Origin of the sequence: Micromonospora sp. NBC_00330 (assembly GCF_036136635.1) — a bacterium.
Lineage (GTDB): Bacteria > Actinomycetota > Actinomycetes > Mycobacteriales > Micromonosporaceae > Micromonospora > Micromonospora salmantinae.
Genome location: NZ_CP108012.1, coordinates 721,431 through 736,187 on the forward strand (window position 1 = coordinate 721,431; position 14,757 = coordinate 736,187).

At 71.1% G+C, this 14,757-nt stretch carries 14 protein-coding genes; 9 read left to right on the forward strand and 5 right to left on the reverse strand.

The genetic code is table 11. From position 1 onward, the window contains the following. Window positions 1-31 precede the first annotated feature (31 nt). From OG598_RS03365 to OG598_RS03390, 6 genes are all read left to right on the forward strand, one after another. Window positions 32-2,584 (forward strand): sensor histidine kinase, encoded by a 2,553-nt coding sequence (locus OG598_RS03365; protein WP_328652969.1) that lies wholly within the window; start codon window positions 32-34, stop codon window positions 2,582-2,584. A gap of 91 nt (window positions 2,585-2,675) precedes the next feature. Continuing rightward, window positions 2,676-3,098, forward strand: a complete 423-nt coding sequence (locus tag OG598_RS03370) for a roadblock/LC7 domain-containing protein (protein ID WP_091403761.1) — start codon at window positions 2,676-2,678, stop codon at window positions 3,096-3,098. A 5-nt stretch (window positions 3,099-3,103) separates the two neighbouring features. Further along, complete coding sequence (locus OG598_RS03375; protein ID WP_030337267.1) at window positions 3,104-3,490, forward strand: DUF742 domain-containing protein; 387 nt, start codon at window positions 3,104-3,106, stop codon at window positions 3,488-3,490. Then, the gene (locus tag OG598_RS03380; protein WP_030491535.1) at window positions 3,471-4,082 is read left to right on the forward strand and encodes a GTP-binding protein; all 612 of its coding nucleotides are present in this window, start codon (window positions 3,471-3,473) and stop codon (window positions 4,080-4,082) included. Before OG598_RS03375 ends, OG598_RS03380 begins: the two co-directional genes overlap by 20 nt. A gap of 94 nt (window positions 4,083-4,176) precedes the next feature. After that, entirely contained in the window at window positions 4,177-4,503 is a 327-nt protein-coding gene (locus OG598_RS03385; RefSeq protein ID WP_442931491.1) for a YciI family protein, read from the forward strand. A gap of 5 nt (window positions 4,504-4,508) precedes the next feature. Next, complete coding sequence (locus OG598_RS03390; protein ID WP_328652971.1) at window positions 4,509-5,768, forward strand: RNA polymerase sigma factor; 1,260 nt, start codon at window positions 4,509-4,511, stop codon at window positions 5,766-5,768. A 184-nt stretch (window positions 5,769-5,952) separates the two neighbouring features. Here the strand turns inward: OG598_RS03390 and OG598_RS03395 are convergent, their stop codons facing one another. Further along, entirely contained in the window at window positions 5,953-6,150 is a 198-nt protein-coding gene (locus tag OG598_RS03395; protein WP_328652972.1) for a DUF397 domain-containing protein, read from the reverse strand. Between the two features lie 397 nt (window positions 6,151-6,547). Here OG598_RS03395 and OG598_RS03400 point away from each other — a divergent pair, with 397 nt between their 5' ends. Then, complete coding sequence (locus OG598_RS03400) at window positions 6,548-7,021, forward strand: hypothetical protein (protein WP_328652973.1); 474 nt, start codon at window positions 6,548-6,550, stop codon at window positions 7,019-7,021. A 74-nt stretch (window positions 7,022-7,095) separates the two neighbouring features. Here OG598_RS03400 and OG598_RS03405 read toward each other — a convergent pair whose 3' ends face one another. Further along, window positions 7,096-9,948, reverse strand: coding sequence for an aconitate hydratase (locus OG598_RS03405; RefSeq protein ID WP_328652974.1), 2,853 nt, complete (start codon window positions 9,946-9,948; stop codon window positions 7,096-7,098). A gap of 213 nt (window positions 9,949-10,161) precedes the next feature. On the opposite strand from OG598_RS03405, the gene OG598_RS03410 reads away from it, so the two are divergent. Next, window positions 10,162-10,923, forward strand: coding sequence for a DedA family protein (locus OG598_RS03410; protein WP_328652975.1), 762 nt, complete (start codon window positions 10,162-10,164; stop codon window positions 10,921-10,923). A 73-nt stretch (window positions 10,924-10,996) separates the two neighbouring features. Here the strand turns inward: OG598_RS03410 and OG598_RS03415 are convergent, their stop codons facing one another. The 3 genes from OG598_RS03415 to OG598_RS03425 all read right to left on the reverse strand — a co-directional run bounded on the left by OG598_RS03415 (window position 10,997) and on the right by OG598_RS03425 (window position 13,908). Continuing rightward, window positions 10,997-11,659, reverse strand: a complete 663-nt coding sequence (locus OG598_RS03415; RefSeq protein ID WP_328652976.1) for a C39 family peptidase — start codon at window positions 11,657-11,659, stop codon at window positions 10,997-10,999. A 1,272-nt stretch (window positions 11,660-12,931) separates the two neighbouring features. Beyond that, a complete protein-coding gene (locus tag OG598_RS03420) occupies window positions 12,932-13,654 on the reverse strand; it encodes an alpha/beta hydrolase (RefSeq protein ID WP_328652977.1) in 723 nt (240 codons plus the stop codon). 65 nt (window positions 13,655-13,719) lie between these two features. Continuing rightward, window positions 13,720-13,908, reverse strand: a complete 189-nt coding sequence (locus OG598_RS03425; protein ID WP_238671532.1) for a hypothetical protein — start codon at window positions 13,906-13,908, stop codon at window positions 13,720-13,722. Window positions 13,909-13,927: 19 nt separating this feature from the next. Between OG598_RS03425 and OG598_RS03430 the strand changes: the two genes are divergently transcribed. Continuing rightward, window positions 13,928-14,752, forward strand: coding sequence for a hypothetical protein (locus tag OG598_RS03430; protein WP_328652978.1), 825 nt, complete (start codon window positions 13,928-13,930; stop codon window positions 14,750-14,752). Window positions 14,753-14,757 lie beyond the last annotated feature (5 nt).

The following is a 14,757-nucleotide window of genomic DNA, read 5'->3' on the forward strand; positions in this document are numbered from 1 at the left end:
GCTGAGTCAACGCCCGGCCTGGGACGGTTCAATGCGTTCTCGCGGTACGAGTATCCGCACCAAGGTTGTCGCCCTGCTGCTCTCCCTGGTCGCGCTCTGGATGTTCGCGGCGTGGGTGACCCTGCGCGACGGCTTCAACCTGCTCGGCGTCCAGCTGATCAACAGCAAGGTCTACACACCGAGCGAGCCGCTGTTGCAGGAGCTCCAGGTGGAGCGGCGGTTGACCCAGTCGTACCTGAGCAATCCCGAGGCGGCGCAGCGGACGGCTCTCGAGGCCGAACACCGCAAGACCACCGAGCTGGCCGCCGACTTCGCCGACTCGGTGCGCAACTGGCAGGTCGAGGTCGCCGGCAGCTCCGCACTGGACACGCAGCTCGGTATGACGATCGCCCAGGTCAACACCCTGGAGCGGACCCGCGCGGAGGTGCTGGACCGCAAGATCGACCGGATCGCCGCCGCTGAGTCGTACACCGACGCGATCGAGTCGATCTTCCAGATCTACGACGTGACGGGCAGCCTGGACGACAAGCAGATCGCCGGCGAGGCCAGGGCCCTGATCCAGCTCAACCGGATGAAGGAGCTGATCTCCCAGGAGGACGCGCTGCTCAGCGGCCTCTTCGGCAACGGCCGGATGAGTGGGCCGGAGTACGTCCGTTACACCAGCCTGGTCGCCTCGGAGCGGTTCCTCGGCGAGGAGGTCCGGGTCCGCCTCGCCGACGCCGACCAGCGCCGTTACCAGCAGCTCGTCGAGGGTGAGGCGTTCAGCCGACTGCGCGCCGTGCAGGACAGCATCCTCCGGGAGGGCCGGCCGTCGACCCAACTGCCGGTCGGCGCCGAGCAGTGGCGGGGCACCGTCGAGCCGGCGCTGGCCGAGGTGAACGACACGGTGACCACCGGCGGCGAGGGCATCGTGGACCGGGCCACCGGCGTCGCCGTGATGGTCGTCGTCCGGCTGGTGCTCGCCACCGGCCTCGGCCTGCTCGCCGTCATCGCCTCGGTCGTCGTCTCCATCACCACGGCCCGGACCCTCCTGCGCCAGCTCGAACGGCTGCGGCAGGCCGCCTGGCAGCTCGCCGACGAGCGGCTGCCCCGCGTGGTCGAGCGGCTCGGCCGGGGCGAGGAGGTCGACGTGGCCACCGAGGCGCCCCCGTTGGAGTTCGGCACCGACGAGATCGGCCAGGTCGGCAAGGCGTTCAACGCGGTCCAGGAGACCGCCCTGCGCACCGCCGTCGAGCAGGCAGACCTGCGTCGCAATGTCCGCGAGGTCTTCCTGAGCTTGGCCCGACGCACACAGGCACTGGTCCACCGCCAGCTCACCCTGCTCGACGCGATGGAGCGTCGCGAGCACGACGCGGAGGAGCTGGAGGACCTGTTCCGGGTCGACCACCTGGCCACCCGGATGCGGCGCAACGCGGAAAACCTGATCGTGCTCTCCGGCTCCACCCCTGGTCGGGCCTGGCGGCGCAACGTCCCGATGGTCGACGTGGTGCGTGGCGCCGTGGCCGAGGTCGAGGACTACACCCGGGTCAACGTGCTGCCGCTCGGGCCGGTCTCGCTCGCCGGCCGCGCGGTCGGCGACGTCATCCACCTGCTTGCCGAGCTGATCGAGAACGGCCTGTCGTTCTCCCCGCCACACACGACAGTCGAGGTCCGCGGTCAACTGGTCTCCAACGGGTTCGCCATCGAGATCGAGGACCGGGGCCTCGGCATGAGCGAGGAGGACCTGGCCGCGGCGAACCACCGGATCGTCGACCAGTCCGAGCTGAACCTCGCCAACGCCGCCCGACTCGGGCTCTACGTGGTGAGCCGGCTGACCGAACGGCACGGCGTGCGGGTACGGCTCAAGGAGTCCGCGTACGGCGGCACCACAGCTGTCGTGCTGATCCCGCTGGAGCTGGTCACCGAGGCCGGCGGCTCGCCGGAGGACTCCGGCTCGTTCCGGACCGGCTCGGCCATCCCGATGCCGCCGGCGCCCGCCACGGACAGCGGCCGTCCGGCGTCCCTCGCACCGGTCGCGCTCGCCGCACCGACGACCACCGCGTCGGAGGTGGCGGTGACCTCGGCGGCGCCGACGGCGACCGACACCACCGCGCCGACGACGGGGGAGGAGACCGAGGCGGACACCGTCCTCCCCACCCGACAGCGGACCACCCCGGCAACCGGCACCCCCGACCTGCCCACCCGCGCCCGGCGCACTCAACCAGCCCTGGAAGCCCCGACCGTGCCCACCGGCCTGCCCGCCGTCGACAGCACCCGCCCGGAGACCCCCGACGCAGCGCAGGCCCTGGCCGGCGACGGTGGCCCGGCACCCGCCCGCGCCGAGGCGGAGCGGACCGACTCCGGTCTGCCCGTCCGGGTCCGACAGGCGAACATCGTTCCCGAGTTGCGAGACGACCCGGCGGTGTCCGAAACCGACGACGAGGATGTGGTGCGCCCACCGGAGCAGGTTCGCCGGATGATGAGCTCCTACCAGACCGGCACCCGGCGTGGGCGGACCGACGCGGCTCGGCTGCTCGGCGGCGCCTCCGGCGCCCCGGCGGCGACGCCGTCCGAGCCGACCGACGAGGATCCACAAGCGACCTGACCGAGCACCGCCGACGCGGGTTTCCGCGCGGTGTGACGGTCGAGCCCCAGACGAACAACGGCGCACAGCCGGGCGAGAAGAGGACGACGAAGTGACCCAGAAGACGGCTTCGAGCGCCGACCTGACGTGGTTGCTGGATGACCTGGTGGGCCGGGTGAAGCAGGCCGAACACGCGGTCGCGCTCTCCACCGACGGCCTCTTGATGGCCTCCTCCCAGGGGTTGAGCCGGGACGACGGCGAGCACCTCGCAGCGATGGCGGCCGGCATCCAGAGCCTCGCCCGAGGCGCCGGCAAGCGTTTCGGTGGTGGGCAGGTGCAGCAGACCATCATCGAGATGCAGTCGTCGTTCCTGTTCGTCACCGCGGCCGGCCGCAACGCCTGCCTGGCGGTACTGGCCAGCGAGGACGCCGACGTCGGCCTGATCGCCTACGAGATGGCGATGCTGGTCACCCGCGTCGGCAAGTACGTCGCATCGCCGTCGCGCGGCACCGATCAGCAGGTCGGCGAGAGGTAGCGGCGATGACGGTCCAGGGGGAGTCCGCAGACCATCAGTGGGTGGATGACCACGCGGGTCCGGTGGTGCGTCCGTACGCGGTGACGCGTGGTCGGGCCCGCCCGGTCACCGGCACATTCGACCTGATCTCCCTGGTCACGGCGACCCGAGCCGAGGTCACGCCCGAGGTCGGTCTCGGTCCCGAGCATTTGGCGATCGTCGGGCTGTGCCAACGCATACAGTCCGTCGCCGAGATCGCCGCCCATCTCGACCTGCCGGTGGGCACCATCCGGGTGCTCCTCGGTGATCTGGCGGCCCGCAGCCTGGTGCAGGTCCGCGAGCCGCAGACCACGGCCGGTCTTCCCGACAACAGCATCTTCGAGGCGGTAATCAATGGACTACGGGCACTCTGACCGGCCGGCGGGAGCGACGCCACTGCCCACCGCGATCAAGATCCTGGTCGCGGGCGGCTTCGGCGTGGGCAAAACGACAATGGTTGGCGCAGTCAGCGAAACCCGGCCGTTGCGCACCGAGGAGGTGCTGACGGAGACGGGGGTCGGCATCGACGACCTGTCCGGGGTGGAGGGTAAGACCACCACCACCGTGGCCATGGACTTCGGCCGGATCACCATCAGCGACGACCTGGTGCTGTACCTGTTCGGCACGCCGGGGCAGGACCGGTTCTGGTTCGTCTGGGACGAGTTGGCGTTGGGGGCGATCGGCGCTGTGGTGCTGGCCGACACCCGCCGGCTCGCCGACTGCTTCCCCTCGATCGACTACTTCGAGGGTCGGGGCACGCCCTTCGTGGTGGCGGTGAACTGCTTCCAGGACGCCCGGCAGTACCGGCTCGACGAGGTGCAGGCCGCGCTGAACCTGGACCCGGGTGTGCCGGTGCTGCTCTGCGACGCCCGGCAGCGTGAGTCGAGCAAGGAGGTGCTCGTCACGCTGATGGAGCACGCCATGAAGACCCGCGAGGCCCGCCGCCGCGCCGCCAGCGGAGACTGACCGAAGTTTTTCGGGGGAGGGTGTCCGGAACGCTGCCGGCCGTTCGTCATGCTGGCGATACCCCGAGAAACCAGGGAGCGACCAGATGAAGTACATGATGTTCGTTTGCAGCGACACCGCGCCGGACACCGACCCCACCGAGCTTCCCGACATCCACAAGTGGGTGGCGGAGAACGACTCCCGTGGCCGCCGCCTGAGTGGCAACGTGCTGGGGCCGACCAGCGCGGCCACCACCGTCCGTGTTCGCGACGGTGAGCTGCTCGTCTCCGAAGGGCCGTTCGCGGAGACCGCCGAGGTGATCGTGGGCTTCGACCTGCTCGACTGCGCAGACCTGGACGAGGCGATCGAGGTGGCCCGCACCCACCCGATGGCCCGCGAAGGGCGACTGGAACTGCGCCCGTTCGCTGACCTGTCCGACTGACCAGGTTGTCCACCTCGCAGCGCCGGCCGGTGCGCACCCCGGCACCGGCCGACGCGGCGGCGGCAGAGGCCGTCGCGGGCGCCAGCGTCGAGGCGTACCCCCGGATCGTCGCGACCCTGATCCGGGTGACCGGGGACTGGGCGTTGGCCGAGGACTGCGCCCAGGAGTCGTTGACCGTCGCGCTGGAACGTTGGCCCACCGACGGTGTGCCGGCCAACCCGGGCGGCTGGCTCATGACTGTGGCGCGCAACCGGGCGATCGACGTGCTGCGCCGGGCCACGGTGGAGCGGCGCAAGCTGCACGACCTGGCGTTGCTCACGCCAGACGAGGCGCAACCCGAGCCCGAAATGGGGCAGGATGTCGTGGACGACCGGCTGCGTCTCATCTTCACCTGCTGCCATCCGGCGCTCGCGATCGAGGCCCGGGTGGCGTTGACGCTGCGAACCGTCTGCGGCGTACCGACCGCTGACATCGCGCGCCTGCTGCTGGTCAGCGAGTCGACGATGACCCGCCGGTTGACCCGGGCGCGCACCCGCATCGCCCAGGCCGGCATCCCGTACCGGGTGCCGAGTGGGCCGGCGCTGATCGAGCGGCTGCCCGGCGTCCTCGCCGTGCTGTACCTGCTGTTCACCCGGGGCTACGTCGCCGACGGCGAGCCGGCCTTCGCCGAGGAGGCGGTCCGGCTGGCCCGGCTGCTCGACCGGCTGATGCCCGACCAGTCCGAGGTCGCCGCGCTACTCGCGCTGGTGCTGTTCCAACACTCCCGTGCCGACGCCCGCCGCGACGCTGCCGGCAACCTGCTCACCCTGCAGCGGCAGGACCGCGACCGGTGGGACCGTGCCGCCATCGCCGAGGGCCTGGCCGCCCTCGATCGGGTACGCCACGACGGACCGTACGCGTGGCAGGCCCGGATCGCCGCCTGCCACGCCACCGCCGCCTCGGCCGACGAGACCGACTGGCCGACGATCGCGCGGGCCTACGACGCGCTCGCCGACCTCCGCCCCTCACCGGTGATCGCACTCAACCGTGCGGTCGCGCACGGCTACGCGTACGGACCGGCCGCCGGGTTGGACCTGCTCGACGCGGCGCGCGCCGACGGCGGGCTGGACGGCTATCCGCTCGCCGTGGCGGTGCAGGCCGATCTGGTGGCTCGGCAGGGCGACCGGAGACGCGCGGCAGGGCTGTTCCGGGAGGCGGCGGCAGCGGTGGGCTCAACCGCCGAGCGCCGTGCGCTGCTCGACCGGGCCGACGAACTCGACCGGTAGCGGAGCGGCCGCACGCCACCAGGAGCGGTACGTCGGTCATCTGGGCCGGCACCGCCGCCTGTGCTGGACGACAAAGCCCCCGTGAACTGCCAAACCAGGCACCACAACTCCATGATCGACGGACCGAGTCTGTCCCCGCCCCGCGATCTTGCATTTTCTGTCCCGACACAAGGGGCATACCCGCTCATGTCGACGACCGAAACTGCAAGATCGGCGCGATCTTCTCGCTCGACTTGGCCATTGCCACGAACCGGGTCCAGGCCGCCCTGTCGAAGGCGAGCGCCGGGCCGGCCGGGTCCTTCGCGTCACGTACGCCGATGACGCCCGCGAGGTTGTCGGCCACCTCGACGCAGTCGCCGCCGGCCCAACCGGGCCACGGCACCCTCCGTACCCTGGTCTCGGTCGCGCGGGGAACGTCGTACCCGAATCACCTTGGCGGTCCCGGTGCGGCCCGCCGGTCGCGCACACCGCCGACGGCCCGCTGTGGACGTGCGACGCCTGCGGTCGGGACTGGCCCTGCCCGGCGCTGCGAGCGACCCCGACGGACGCTGCCCGCCGGGCGACCCTCATCCCCGAGTTCTCCCGGATCACCCGCCGGGCGATCCGCGACCTGCGCGGCCAGCCGGGCGGCCCCGACCCGGTCGCCATCGTCCGCCGTCTCCTCTGGTTCCTGCCGCTCACCGACGAGGAGGCCCGCGCGGTCGCGCTGCGGCTTCGCTGAGCGTTCACCCCAGTCGCGCACCCCGGTCGGGGCTACCGGCGACCGATATGGTGGCCACATGCCGTTGCCGTTCGTGGTGACTCTGCGCGGTTATGACATGGGTCAGGTCGAGACCCTCTTCGCCGAGGTCGATGGGGCTCTGGCTACTGACAGCGCTGTGTCACGGGCTGCCGCGCGAGACGCGCTTCGGGCGACCACCCTGCGGCGGCGGTTACGGGGTTACGCTCCCCGGGACGTGGATGCGGCGATAGCCCAACGGCTGGCTGCACTCGCGCTCCCGGCACCCCGGAGCGGCGCGGTACGACCACCTGCCATCACGCCGTTGTCGTTCGTGGTTGCTCTGCGCGGTTACGACATGCGTCAGGTCGAAAGTCTCTTCGCCGAGGTCGATGGGGCTCTGGCTACTGACAGCGCTGCGTCACGGGCTGCCGCGCGAGACGTGCTGCGGGCGGTCAGCCTGCGACGGCGGTTACGTGGCTACGAGGTCCAGCAGGTAGATGCGGCGATAGACGAGCGACTCCGGGCGCTCTGACCGCAAGCCCTCCTCGGCATGAACGGCGAAGGCCGCCCCCGCCGAAGCGGGAGCGGCCCTCGACCAGCCGTACGTCAGTTGGCGATCATGCGGCGCAGCACGTACTGCAGGATGCCGCCGTGCCGGTAGTAGTCCGCCTCACCGGGGGTGTCGATCCGCACCACGGCGTCGAACTCCACGCCGGTGTCGGTGCTGACCAGCACGGTGCGCGGGGTCTCACCGTCGTTCAGGGCGGTCACCCCGGTGATGGTGAACGTCTCGGTGCCGGTCAGGCCGAGCGACTCGGCGGTGACGTCCACCGGGAACTGGAGCGGCAGCACGCCCATCCCGATCAGGTTGGAGCGGTGGATCCGCTCGTACGACTCGGCGATGACCGCCCGGACGCCCAGCAGCATCGTGCCCTTGGCCGCCCAGTCCCGCGACGAGCCCGAGCCGTACTCCTTGCCGGCCAGCACGACCAGCGGGATGCCGGCCTCCTGGTAGGCCACCGAGGCGTCGTAGATCGAGGTCTTCTCGCCGGTGAGGTGGTTGACGGTGAAGCCGCCCTCCACCCCCGGGACCAGCTGGTTGCGCAGCCGGATGTTGGCGAAGGTGCCCCGGATCATCACCTCGTGGTTACCCCGGCGGGAACCGTACGAGTTGAACTCGTGGCGCGGCACGCCGTGCTCGGCCAGGTACGAGCCGGCCGGGGAGTCCGCCTTGATCGCGCCGGCCGGCGAGATGTGGTCGGTGGTCACCGAGTCACCCAGCTTGGCCAGCACCCGGGCGGCGGAGATGTCGACGACCGGGCTCGGCTCCTGCTGCATGCCCTCGAAGTACGGGGGCTTACGCACGTAGGTGGAGTCGTTCTCCCAGGCGAACGTGTCGCCGGTCGGGGTCGGCAGCGACTGCCACCGCTCGTCGCCGGCGAAGACATCGGCGTACGCGGCGCTGAAACCGGTGGCGCCGATCGCCTGGGCGATGACGTCCTGGATCTCGGCGCTGTTCGGCCAGATCTCGCGCAGGTAGACCGGGTTGCCCTCGGAGTCCTCACCAATCGGCTCGTTGGCCAGGTCGATGTCCATCGTGCCGGCCAGGGCGTAGGCGACCACCAGCGGCGGCGACGCCAGGTAGTTCATCTTGACGTCCGGGTTGATCCGGCCCTCGAAGTTCCGGTTGCCCGAGAGCACCGAGACCACCGACAGGTCGTGCTCGTTGACCGCGGCGGACACCTCCTCGGGCAGCGGGCCCGAGTTGCCGATGCAGGTGGTGCAGCCGTAGCCGACCAGGTTGAAGCCGAGCTTGTCCAGGTACGGGGTGAGGCCGGCCCGCTCGTAGTAGTCCATGACGACCTTCGACCCGGGCGCCAGGGTGGTCTTCACCCATGGCTTGCGGGTCAGGCCCTTCTCCACGGCGTTGCGGGCCAGCAGCGCGGCACCGATCATCACCTGCGGGTTGGACGTGTTGGTGCAGGAGGTGATCGCGGCGATCACCACGGCGCCGTGGTCCAGCTCGTACTCGACGCCGTCGGCGCCGGTGACCCGGACCGGGTTGCTGGCCCGGCCGCCCGCGCCCACCGCAGCGGTCTCCAGGTCACGCGGCTCGTCGGCCGGGTCGCTGAACTCGTTGGCCGGCGGGTCGCTGGCCGGGAAGGACTCGGCGCTGGCCTCGTCGGCCGGGCCGTTGGCGCCGCGCGGCAGCTCCTCGCGGGGGACACCCGGCTTGAGGTCACGCTCACCGACGGAGTCGTCGGCCACGTAGTCGGTCAACGCGGAGCGGAACAGCGTCTTCGCAGCACCCAGCGGCACCCGGTCCTGCGGGCGCTTCGGGCCGGCTAGCGACGGCTCGATGGAGCCGAGGTCCAGCTCCAGGCGCTCGGAGTAGTCCGGCTCGGCGTCCGGGTCGTGCCAGAGGCCCTGCTCCTTGGCGTACGCCTCGACGAGCGCGACCTGCGCCGCGTCGCGGCCGGTCAGCTCCAGGTAGCGGATCGTCTCCGCGTCGATCGGGAAGATCGCCACGGTGGAGCCGTACTCCGGGGACATGTTGCCGATGGTGGCCCGGTTGGCCAGCGGCACGGCGCCCACGCCGGGGCCGTAGAACTCGACGAACTTGCCGACCACACCGTGCTTGCGCAGCTTCTCGGTGATGGTCAGCACCAGGTCGGTGGCGGTGGTGCCGGCCGGCATCTCACCGGAGAGCTTGAAGCCCACCACCCGGGGGATCAGCATGCTGACCGGCTGGCCGAGCATCGCGGCCTCGGCCTCGATGCCGCCGACGCCCCAGCCCAGCACGCCCAGGCCGTTGACCATGGTGGTGTGCGAGTCGGTGCCGACCACGGTGTCCGGGTACGCCTGGCCGCCCCGCTCCATGATGGTGCGGGCCAGGTACTCGATGTTGACCTGGTGCACGATGCCGGTGCCCGGCGGGACGACCTTGAACTCGTTGAACGCGGTCTGACCCCAGCGCAGGAACTGGTAGCGCTCCTTGTTGCGCTCGTACTCCAGCTCGACGTTGCGCGCAAACGCGTCCTCGCGGCCGAACAGGTCGGCGATGACCGAGTGGTCGATGACCAGCTCGGCTGGGGCGAGGGGGTTGACCTTGCTGGCGTCGCCGCCCAGGTCACGGACGGCCTCGCGCATGGTGGCCAGGTCGACCACGCAGGGCACGCCGGTGAAGTCCTGCATCAGGACCCGCGCCGGGGTGAACTGGATCTCCACGCTCGGGGCGGCGGTGGAGTCCCACCCGCCGAGCTGGCGGATGTGGTCGGCGGTGATGTTCGCGCCGTCCTCGGTCCGCAGCAGGTTCTCCAGCAGGATCTTCAGGCTGTACGGCAACCGCGCGTGGCCGTCCACCTTGTCGATCTTGAAAATCTCGTAGCTCGCGTCTCCGACGCGTAGCTGGGTCTTCGCACCGAAGGTGTCGAGGCTCGCCACGTCGTACTCCTTCACACCAGCGACCGTGAGTAGTCCTGAGCAGTCTGTCGCACCGGTCGGGGTGCCGCCGAGGTTAGGTGACACTTACCGCCCGATTCCGCTTCCAACAAAACCGTACGTCCGTCTTGCTATCTGCGCAACCCGGCGTCACGGGTCGGATGACCCACGACCGCGCCGCGCCGTCGGGTCGGCGGGGTAGGGTCGGGGCCGATTCGGAAGGGGTGCCGAGTGATCGACGTTCAGCACTGGCTCTCGGCGCTGCCTCCGGGCGTGGTCTACCTGCTCGTCGCCGGCGTGATCGGCGTGGAGAGCATGGGCGTCCCGTTGCCCGGCGAGATCGTCCTGGTCAGCTCCGCACTGCTCGCCGCCACCGGAGTGGTCGAGCCGGAGTGGGTGGCCAGCGCCGCGGCGTTCGGCGCCATCGTCGGCGACTCCGTCGGGTACGCCGTCGGCCGACGCGGCGGTCGTCCGCTGCTCGCCCGGCTGGGCAGACGGTTCCCCAAGCACCTCGGCCCGGCGCAGCTCGCCCGTGCCGAACAGAGCTTCGCGCGGCACGGCGTCTGGGCGGTCTTCTTCGGCCGGTTCGTGGCACTGCTGCGGATTCTGGCCGGGCCGCTCGCCGGGGCGCTGCACGTGCCGTACCGCCGCTTCCTGGTGGCCAACGCGGCCGGCGGGTTGGTCTGGGCCTTCGGCACGACGTACCTGCTGTACTCCGTCGGCCGGGCGGCCGAACACTGGCTGAAGGACATCTCCTGGGCCGGGTTGGTCCTCGCGGTGCTCGCCGGGCTCGGCAGCACCTGGTGGCTGCGCCGCCGCGCCCACCGCGTCACGTCGGCCGACGGCGCCTCTGACATGACGATGGGCGAGGTGCCTTCCGGCGGTCAGTCGGCTGGGGCGGCTTCGGGCGGTCAGTCTGTTGCGGCGCCATCCGGCGGTCAGGCGGCTGTGGTGGCCCCCGGCGTCGAGCCGATCCGCACGGGCGAGGACTGACCTAGGCATGTCGAAGGGCCGGACCCTCGTGGGGGTCCGGCCCTTCGGTCATGTGCTGTGGGTGTGTGTGGGGTCAGCTGGTGGCGTAGCCGCGGGTGGCGATCCAGTCGGCGAGGTGTTCGACGCTGATCCAGTAGGAGGCGGTGTTCGGGTCGGCGGAGTCGGCGATCTTCACCGAGTCACCGTTGTCGCGGTAGCCGACGACGCTGATGTAGTGCCCGCCCTCGTAGGAGTGGGTGTTGCCGTTGGTGTCGGTGCTGGTGCCGGCGATGTTGGCGACTACGGCGCGGCCGTCGTCGACGGTCTTGACGATGTCGGCGCGCAGGGTGTCGGTCTGCTTGGCATCGGCGTCGGGGGTGCTGATTTCCACGGACCGGTAGGCGTTGGTCTTGCCGGTTTCCTTGTTCAGCACGGGGGTGATGTCGTTGATGGAGTTGGTGCCGGCTTCGGTGGTGCCCATTTCCTTGGCCATGTCGTCGACGTTGATGTTCTTGCCCTGCACGGACAGGGCGTTTCGGGTGGCGGCGGGTCCGCAGTAGTAGAAGTTCGGTTGCGCCTCGTAGCGCACGCCGAGCTCGCGCTCGCCGTGGCTCTTGCGGTCGGTCTGGGTTTGGGTGGCCGCCTTGGTGGTGGTGGGTGCGGCGAAGGCGGTGGTGACGGGGCCGGCGATGGCGCCTCCGGTGAAGGCGAGGCCGGCGGCGGTGAGGGCGGTCTTACGGATCAGATCGGTACGCATGATGGCGTGCTCCTCTGCATCGGGGGTATCCCGCACGGCACTCAACGGGGGTACTGCGACCGTGCGGGGGGAAGTTCAAGGGGGTTCTGCCCGGCGACCCACGACAGGGGGTCGGCGTCGGGACAGGGTGTAACGGGTGCCGGTGGCAGGTCATTCCGCCTACCCGTCGGCCGTTGTGGTGCTCGGCCGTTCGGGGGGTGTAACCGGGGCGGCCGGCCGGGTGTTCCCAGCGGCGGCGATGCCCGGCCGTTGTAACGCTCGGGCAGGTGGTGCTCGGCGGCGCGGGGGGTGTAACCGGGGCGGCCTGGCGGGTGTTCCCGGCGGCTGCCGTGCCGGGCCGTTGTGGTGCTCGGCGGCGCGGGGGGGTGTAACCGGAGCGGCTTGCCGGGTGTTCCCGGCGGCTGTTCGCGGCGGGAGGGCCTGGCGGCGGTTCCCGGCGGGGTCGGCGCACCGTGACCCGGCCTGTTGCGGTGCTCTGCCAGGTATAACGACCCGGCCCGGCCGCCGATTCCGCCGTCGGGGTGGCCCCGACCACCCGACACCAACGGTCAAACCAGACAACCCACCCACCGCGCCCGCCCGACGATACGGACCCGGCGGCCGCAGCGGGGTGATCGACTCGGGTTCCTGAAAGTCGCGGTGTCCCGGCGTCGGGGATCCCCCGACTTCATGAAACCCGAGTGGATCACGCCCGTCTGCGCCCTTCGCGCGCCCAACCGGGGCCGACTCTGGGTCAGTACAGCGCGGATCGGCTCGGTCTGAGGTTCGTGCGCGGTGCGGACCGGCCCGACTCGGCGCAGGACCGCCCGGGATCGAGCCGAAAGCCGGGGTCAGCGCTGCACGCAAACCCGGCATGGCGGCCACGGCGGAATGATCGACTCGGGTTCCTGAAAATCGCGGGGTCCGGGAGCCCGGGATGCCCCGACTTCATGAAAGGCGAGTCGATCATGTTGGTCTGCGCCGTTCGCGCGGCTCTGACCGTGCTGACCGGGGCAGGGTGCCGTGCGGACTGGCCCGGCCAGGTGACAAGGGGCCGTACGGAACCTCGCGGCCCGGATGATCGCGCTCGAACCAGGAAGGAGGCCCCCCGTTACGCCACGACGCCACTACATCCAGGATCGAGCACGATCATCCGGGGGCGGTCCGGGCCGAGCCGGGCCGAGCCGGGCCGAGCCGGGCCGAGCCGGGCCGAGCCGAGCCGGGCCGAGCCCGGGGCCGATGCATCCAGGGATCGAACACAAGCATGCGGGGTGGGAGGGCGGGCGAGGGTGGTCAGGTTGCGTCGAGGAGCTTCAGGACCGCGTCGCGGGCGGCCAGGACGGCTGCCTCGGACTGCGGGCCGTGGTTGAGGATTTCGAAGGAGTGCTGGCCGTCCGGTACCTCGATCACCTGCATCGGCCAGTCCTGGGCGGTCGCTGCGGGGAGGAACGCGTCGATGCCGGCCAGGACCGGCGGGATGTCCTGGCCGGCGCGTGTCAGCACCAGTGGCACGCCTGTGCCGGAGCTGAGTGCCTCGACCGGCAGGAACCGAGCGTCGACCTCCCAGCCGGGGAAAGGGATGAGCAGCGGGTACGTCAGTGCGATCCCGCGTAGCCATGGCGGTGGGACGCGTAGCCAGTCGGCCGCGAAGAGGCCGCCGCCGGAGAAGAACCACAGCACCACCCGCTCGGGGTCGACCCGTGGATCGGCGCGGACCTGCTCGACCATCGCGGCGATGTCGTCGGCTGCGGCGGGCAGCGCAGACAGGTCGGACACCTGGTAGCTGACCAGCGCGGTGACCACGCCGCTCGCGGCGAGCAGCGCGCCGTAGCCGCGGTAGAGCAACCAGTCGCGGGGGTCGGGCGCGTCCGGTGGCAGCGGAGCGCCGTGCACCACCACGACAGCGGGCGCGGGACCGGTGTGGGTGGGCAGGTGCAGGTCGACGTTGCCGTGGCGTTCGACCGGCGCGGCCGGGATGGACAGGACGAAGGGCCGCTGTGCGACGGGCGTCGTCATGACCTCATCGTATCGATCATCGACCTGCCCGGCTGCCCCAACGATGATCTACAGAGGACGGTGGATCAGGTCGGGTCGCCGGGTTTCGCGGCGTCGCTGGCCTGGGCATGCCGCTCCAGCAGTCGCTGCCGGATCTCCTCGGGGGTGTACGCGCGCCGACGCCGTTCGGCCCGCGCGATGACCACACCGGAGGCCGCGACTCCGGCGAGCCCGGCCAGCCCGAGAACCTTCCACCACCGCATTCGTTGCCGCATCGGCCTAGGCTAGACCCTCATGAGCATCAGCCTGGATGAGGCCGTCGAGTTGACCCGCACCGGTGACGTGTGGGTGTTCCGGGGTCGCAGCGTGCCCGACCGGGCGATCCAGTTCACCACCAACAGCCCGGTGAACCACGTCGGGATGGCTGTGGTGCTGGACGACATGCCGCCGCTGATGTGGCACGCGGAGTTGGGCAGGTCCTTGCCGGACCTGTGGTCGGGCGGCCACCAACGCGGCGTCCAGCTGCACGACCTGCGGGACGCGGTCTGCGTCTGGGCCAACCGGTACGGCCAACGCGCCTGGCTGCGGCAGCTCGACCCGCCGGCCGACGCGGAGATGGAGCGGGCGGTGCTGCGGACGATCGCGCGGTTGGACGGCACGCCGTTCCCGTCGACCGCCCAGTTGGCGTGGCGCTGGGTGCGGGGTCGGGTGCCGGCGCTGCCGCGCCCCGGCCGGCTTCCCGCGCTGCCGCACCTCGGTGGGCTGTCGGCGCTGTCACGCCTCGGCCAGCCGGCACCTCGCCCCACCCCGGCCGACCGTGCCAACCCGACCGACCGTGCCACCCCGGCCGACCGCGCCAACCGCCCCAGCCCGGCCGACCGCGCCAACCCCTCCGGCTCGATCAGCTCGGCCCGATCGGCGGGGGAGCGGGACCGGGCGCTGGAGACGGCGTACTGCGCCGAGGTGGTGGCGGTGACCTACGAGGCAATGGGGTTGCTGCCGGCGGGTCGGCGTCCGAACTGGTATGACCCGGGGCGGTTCTGGAGTGGGGACGACCTGGGTCTGGCCGCCGACGCCCGGTTGGGTTCCGAGATCGAGGTTCAGGTACCGCCGCGCTGAGGTTT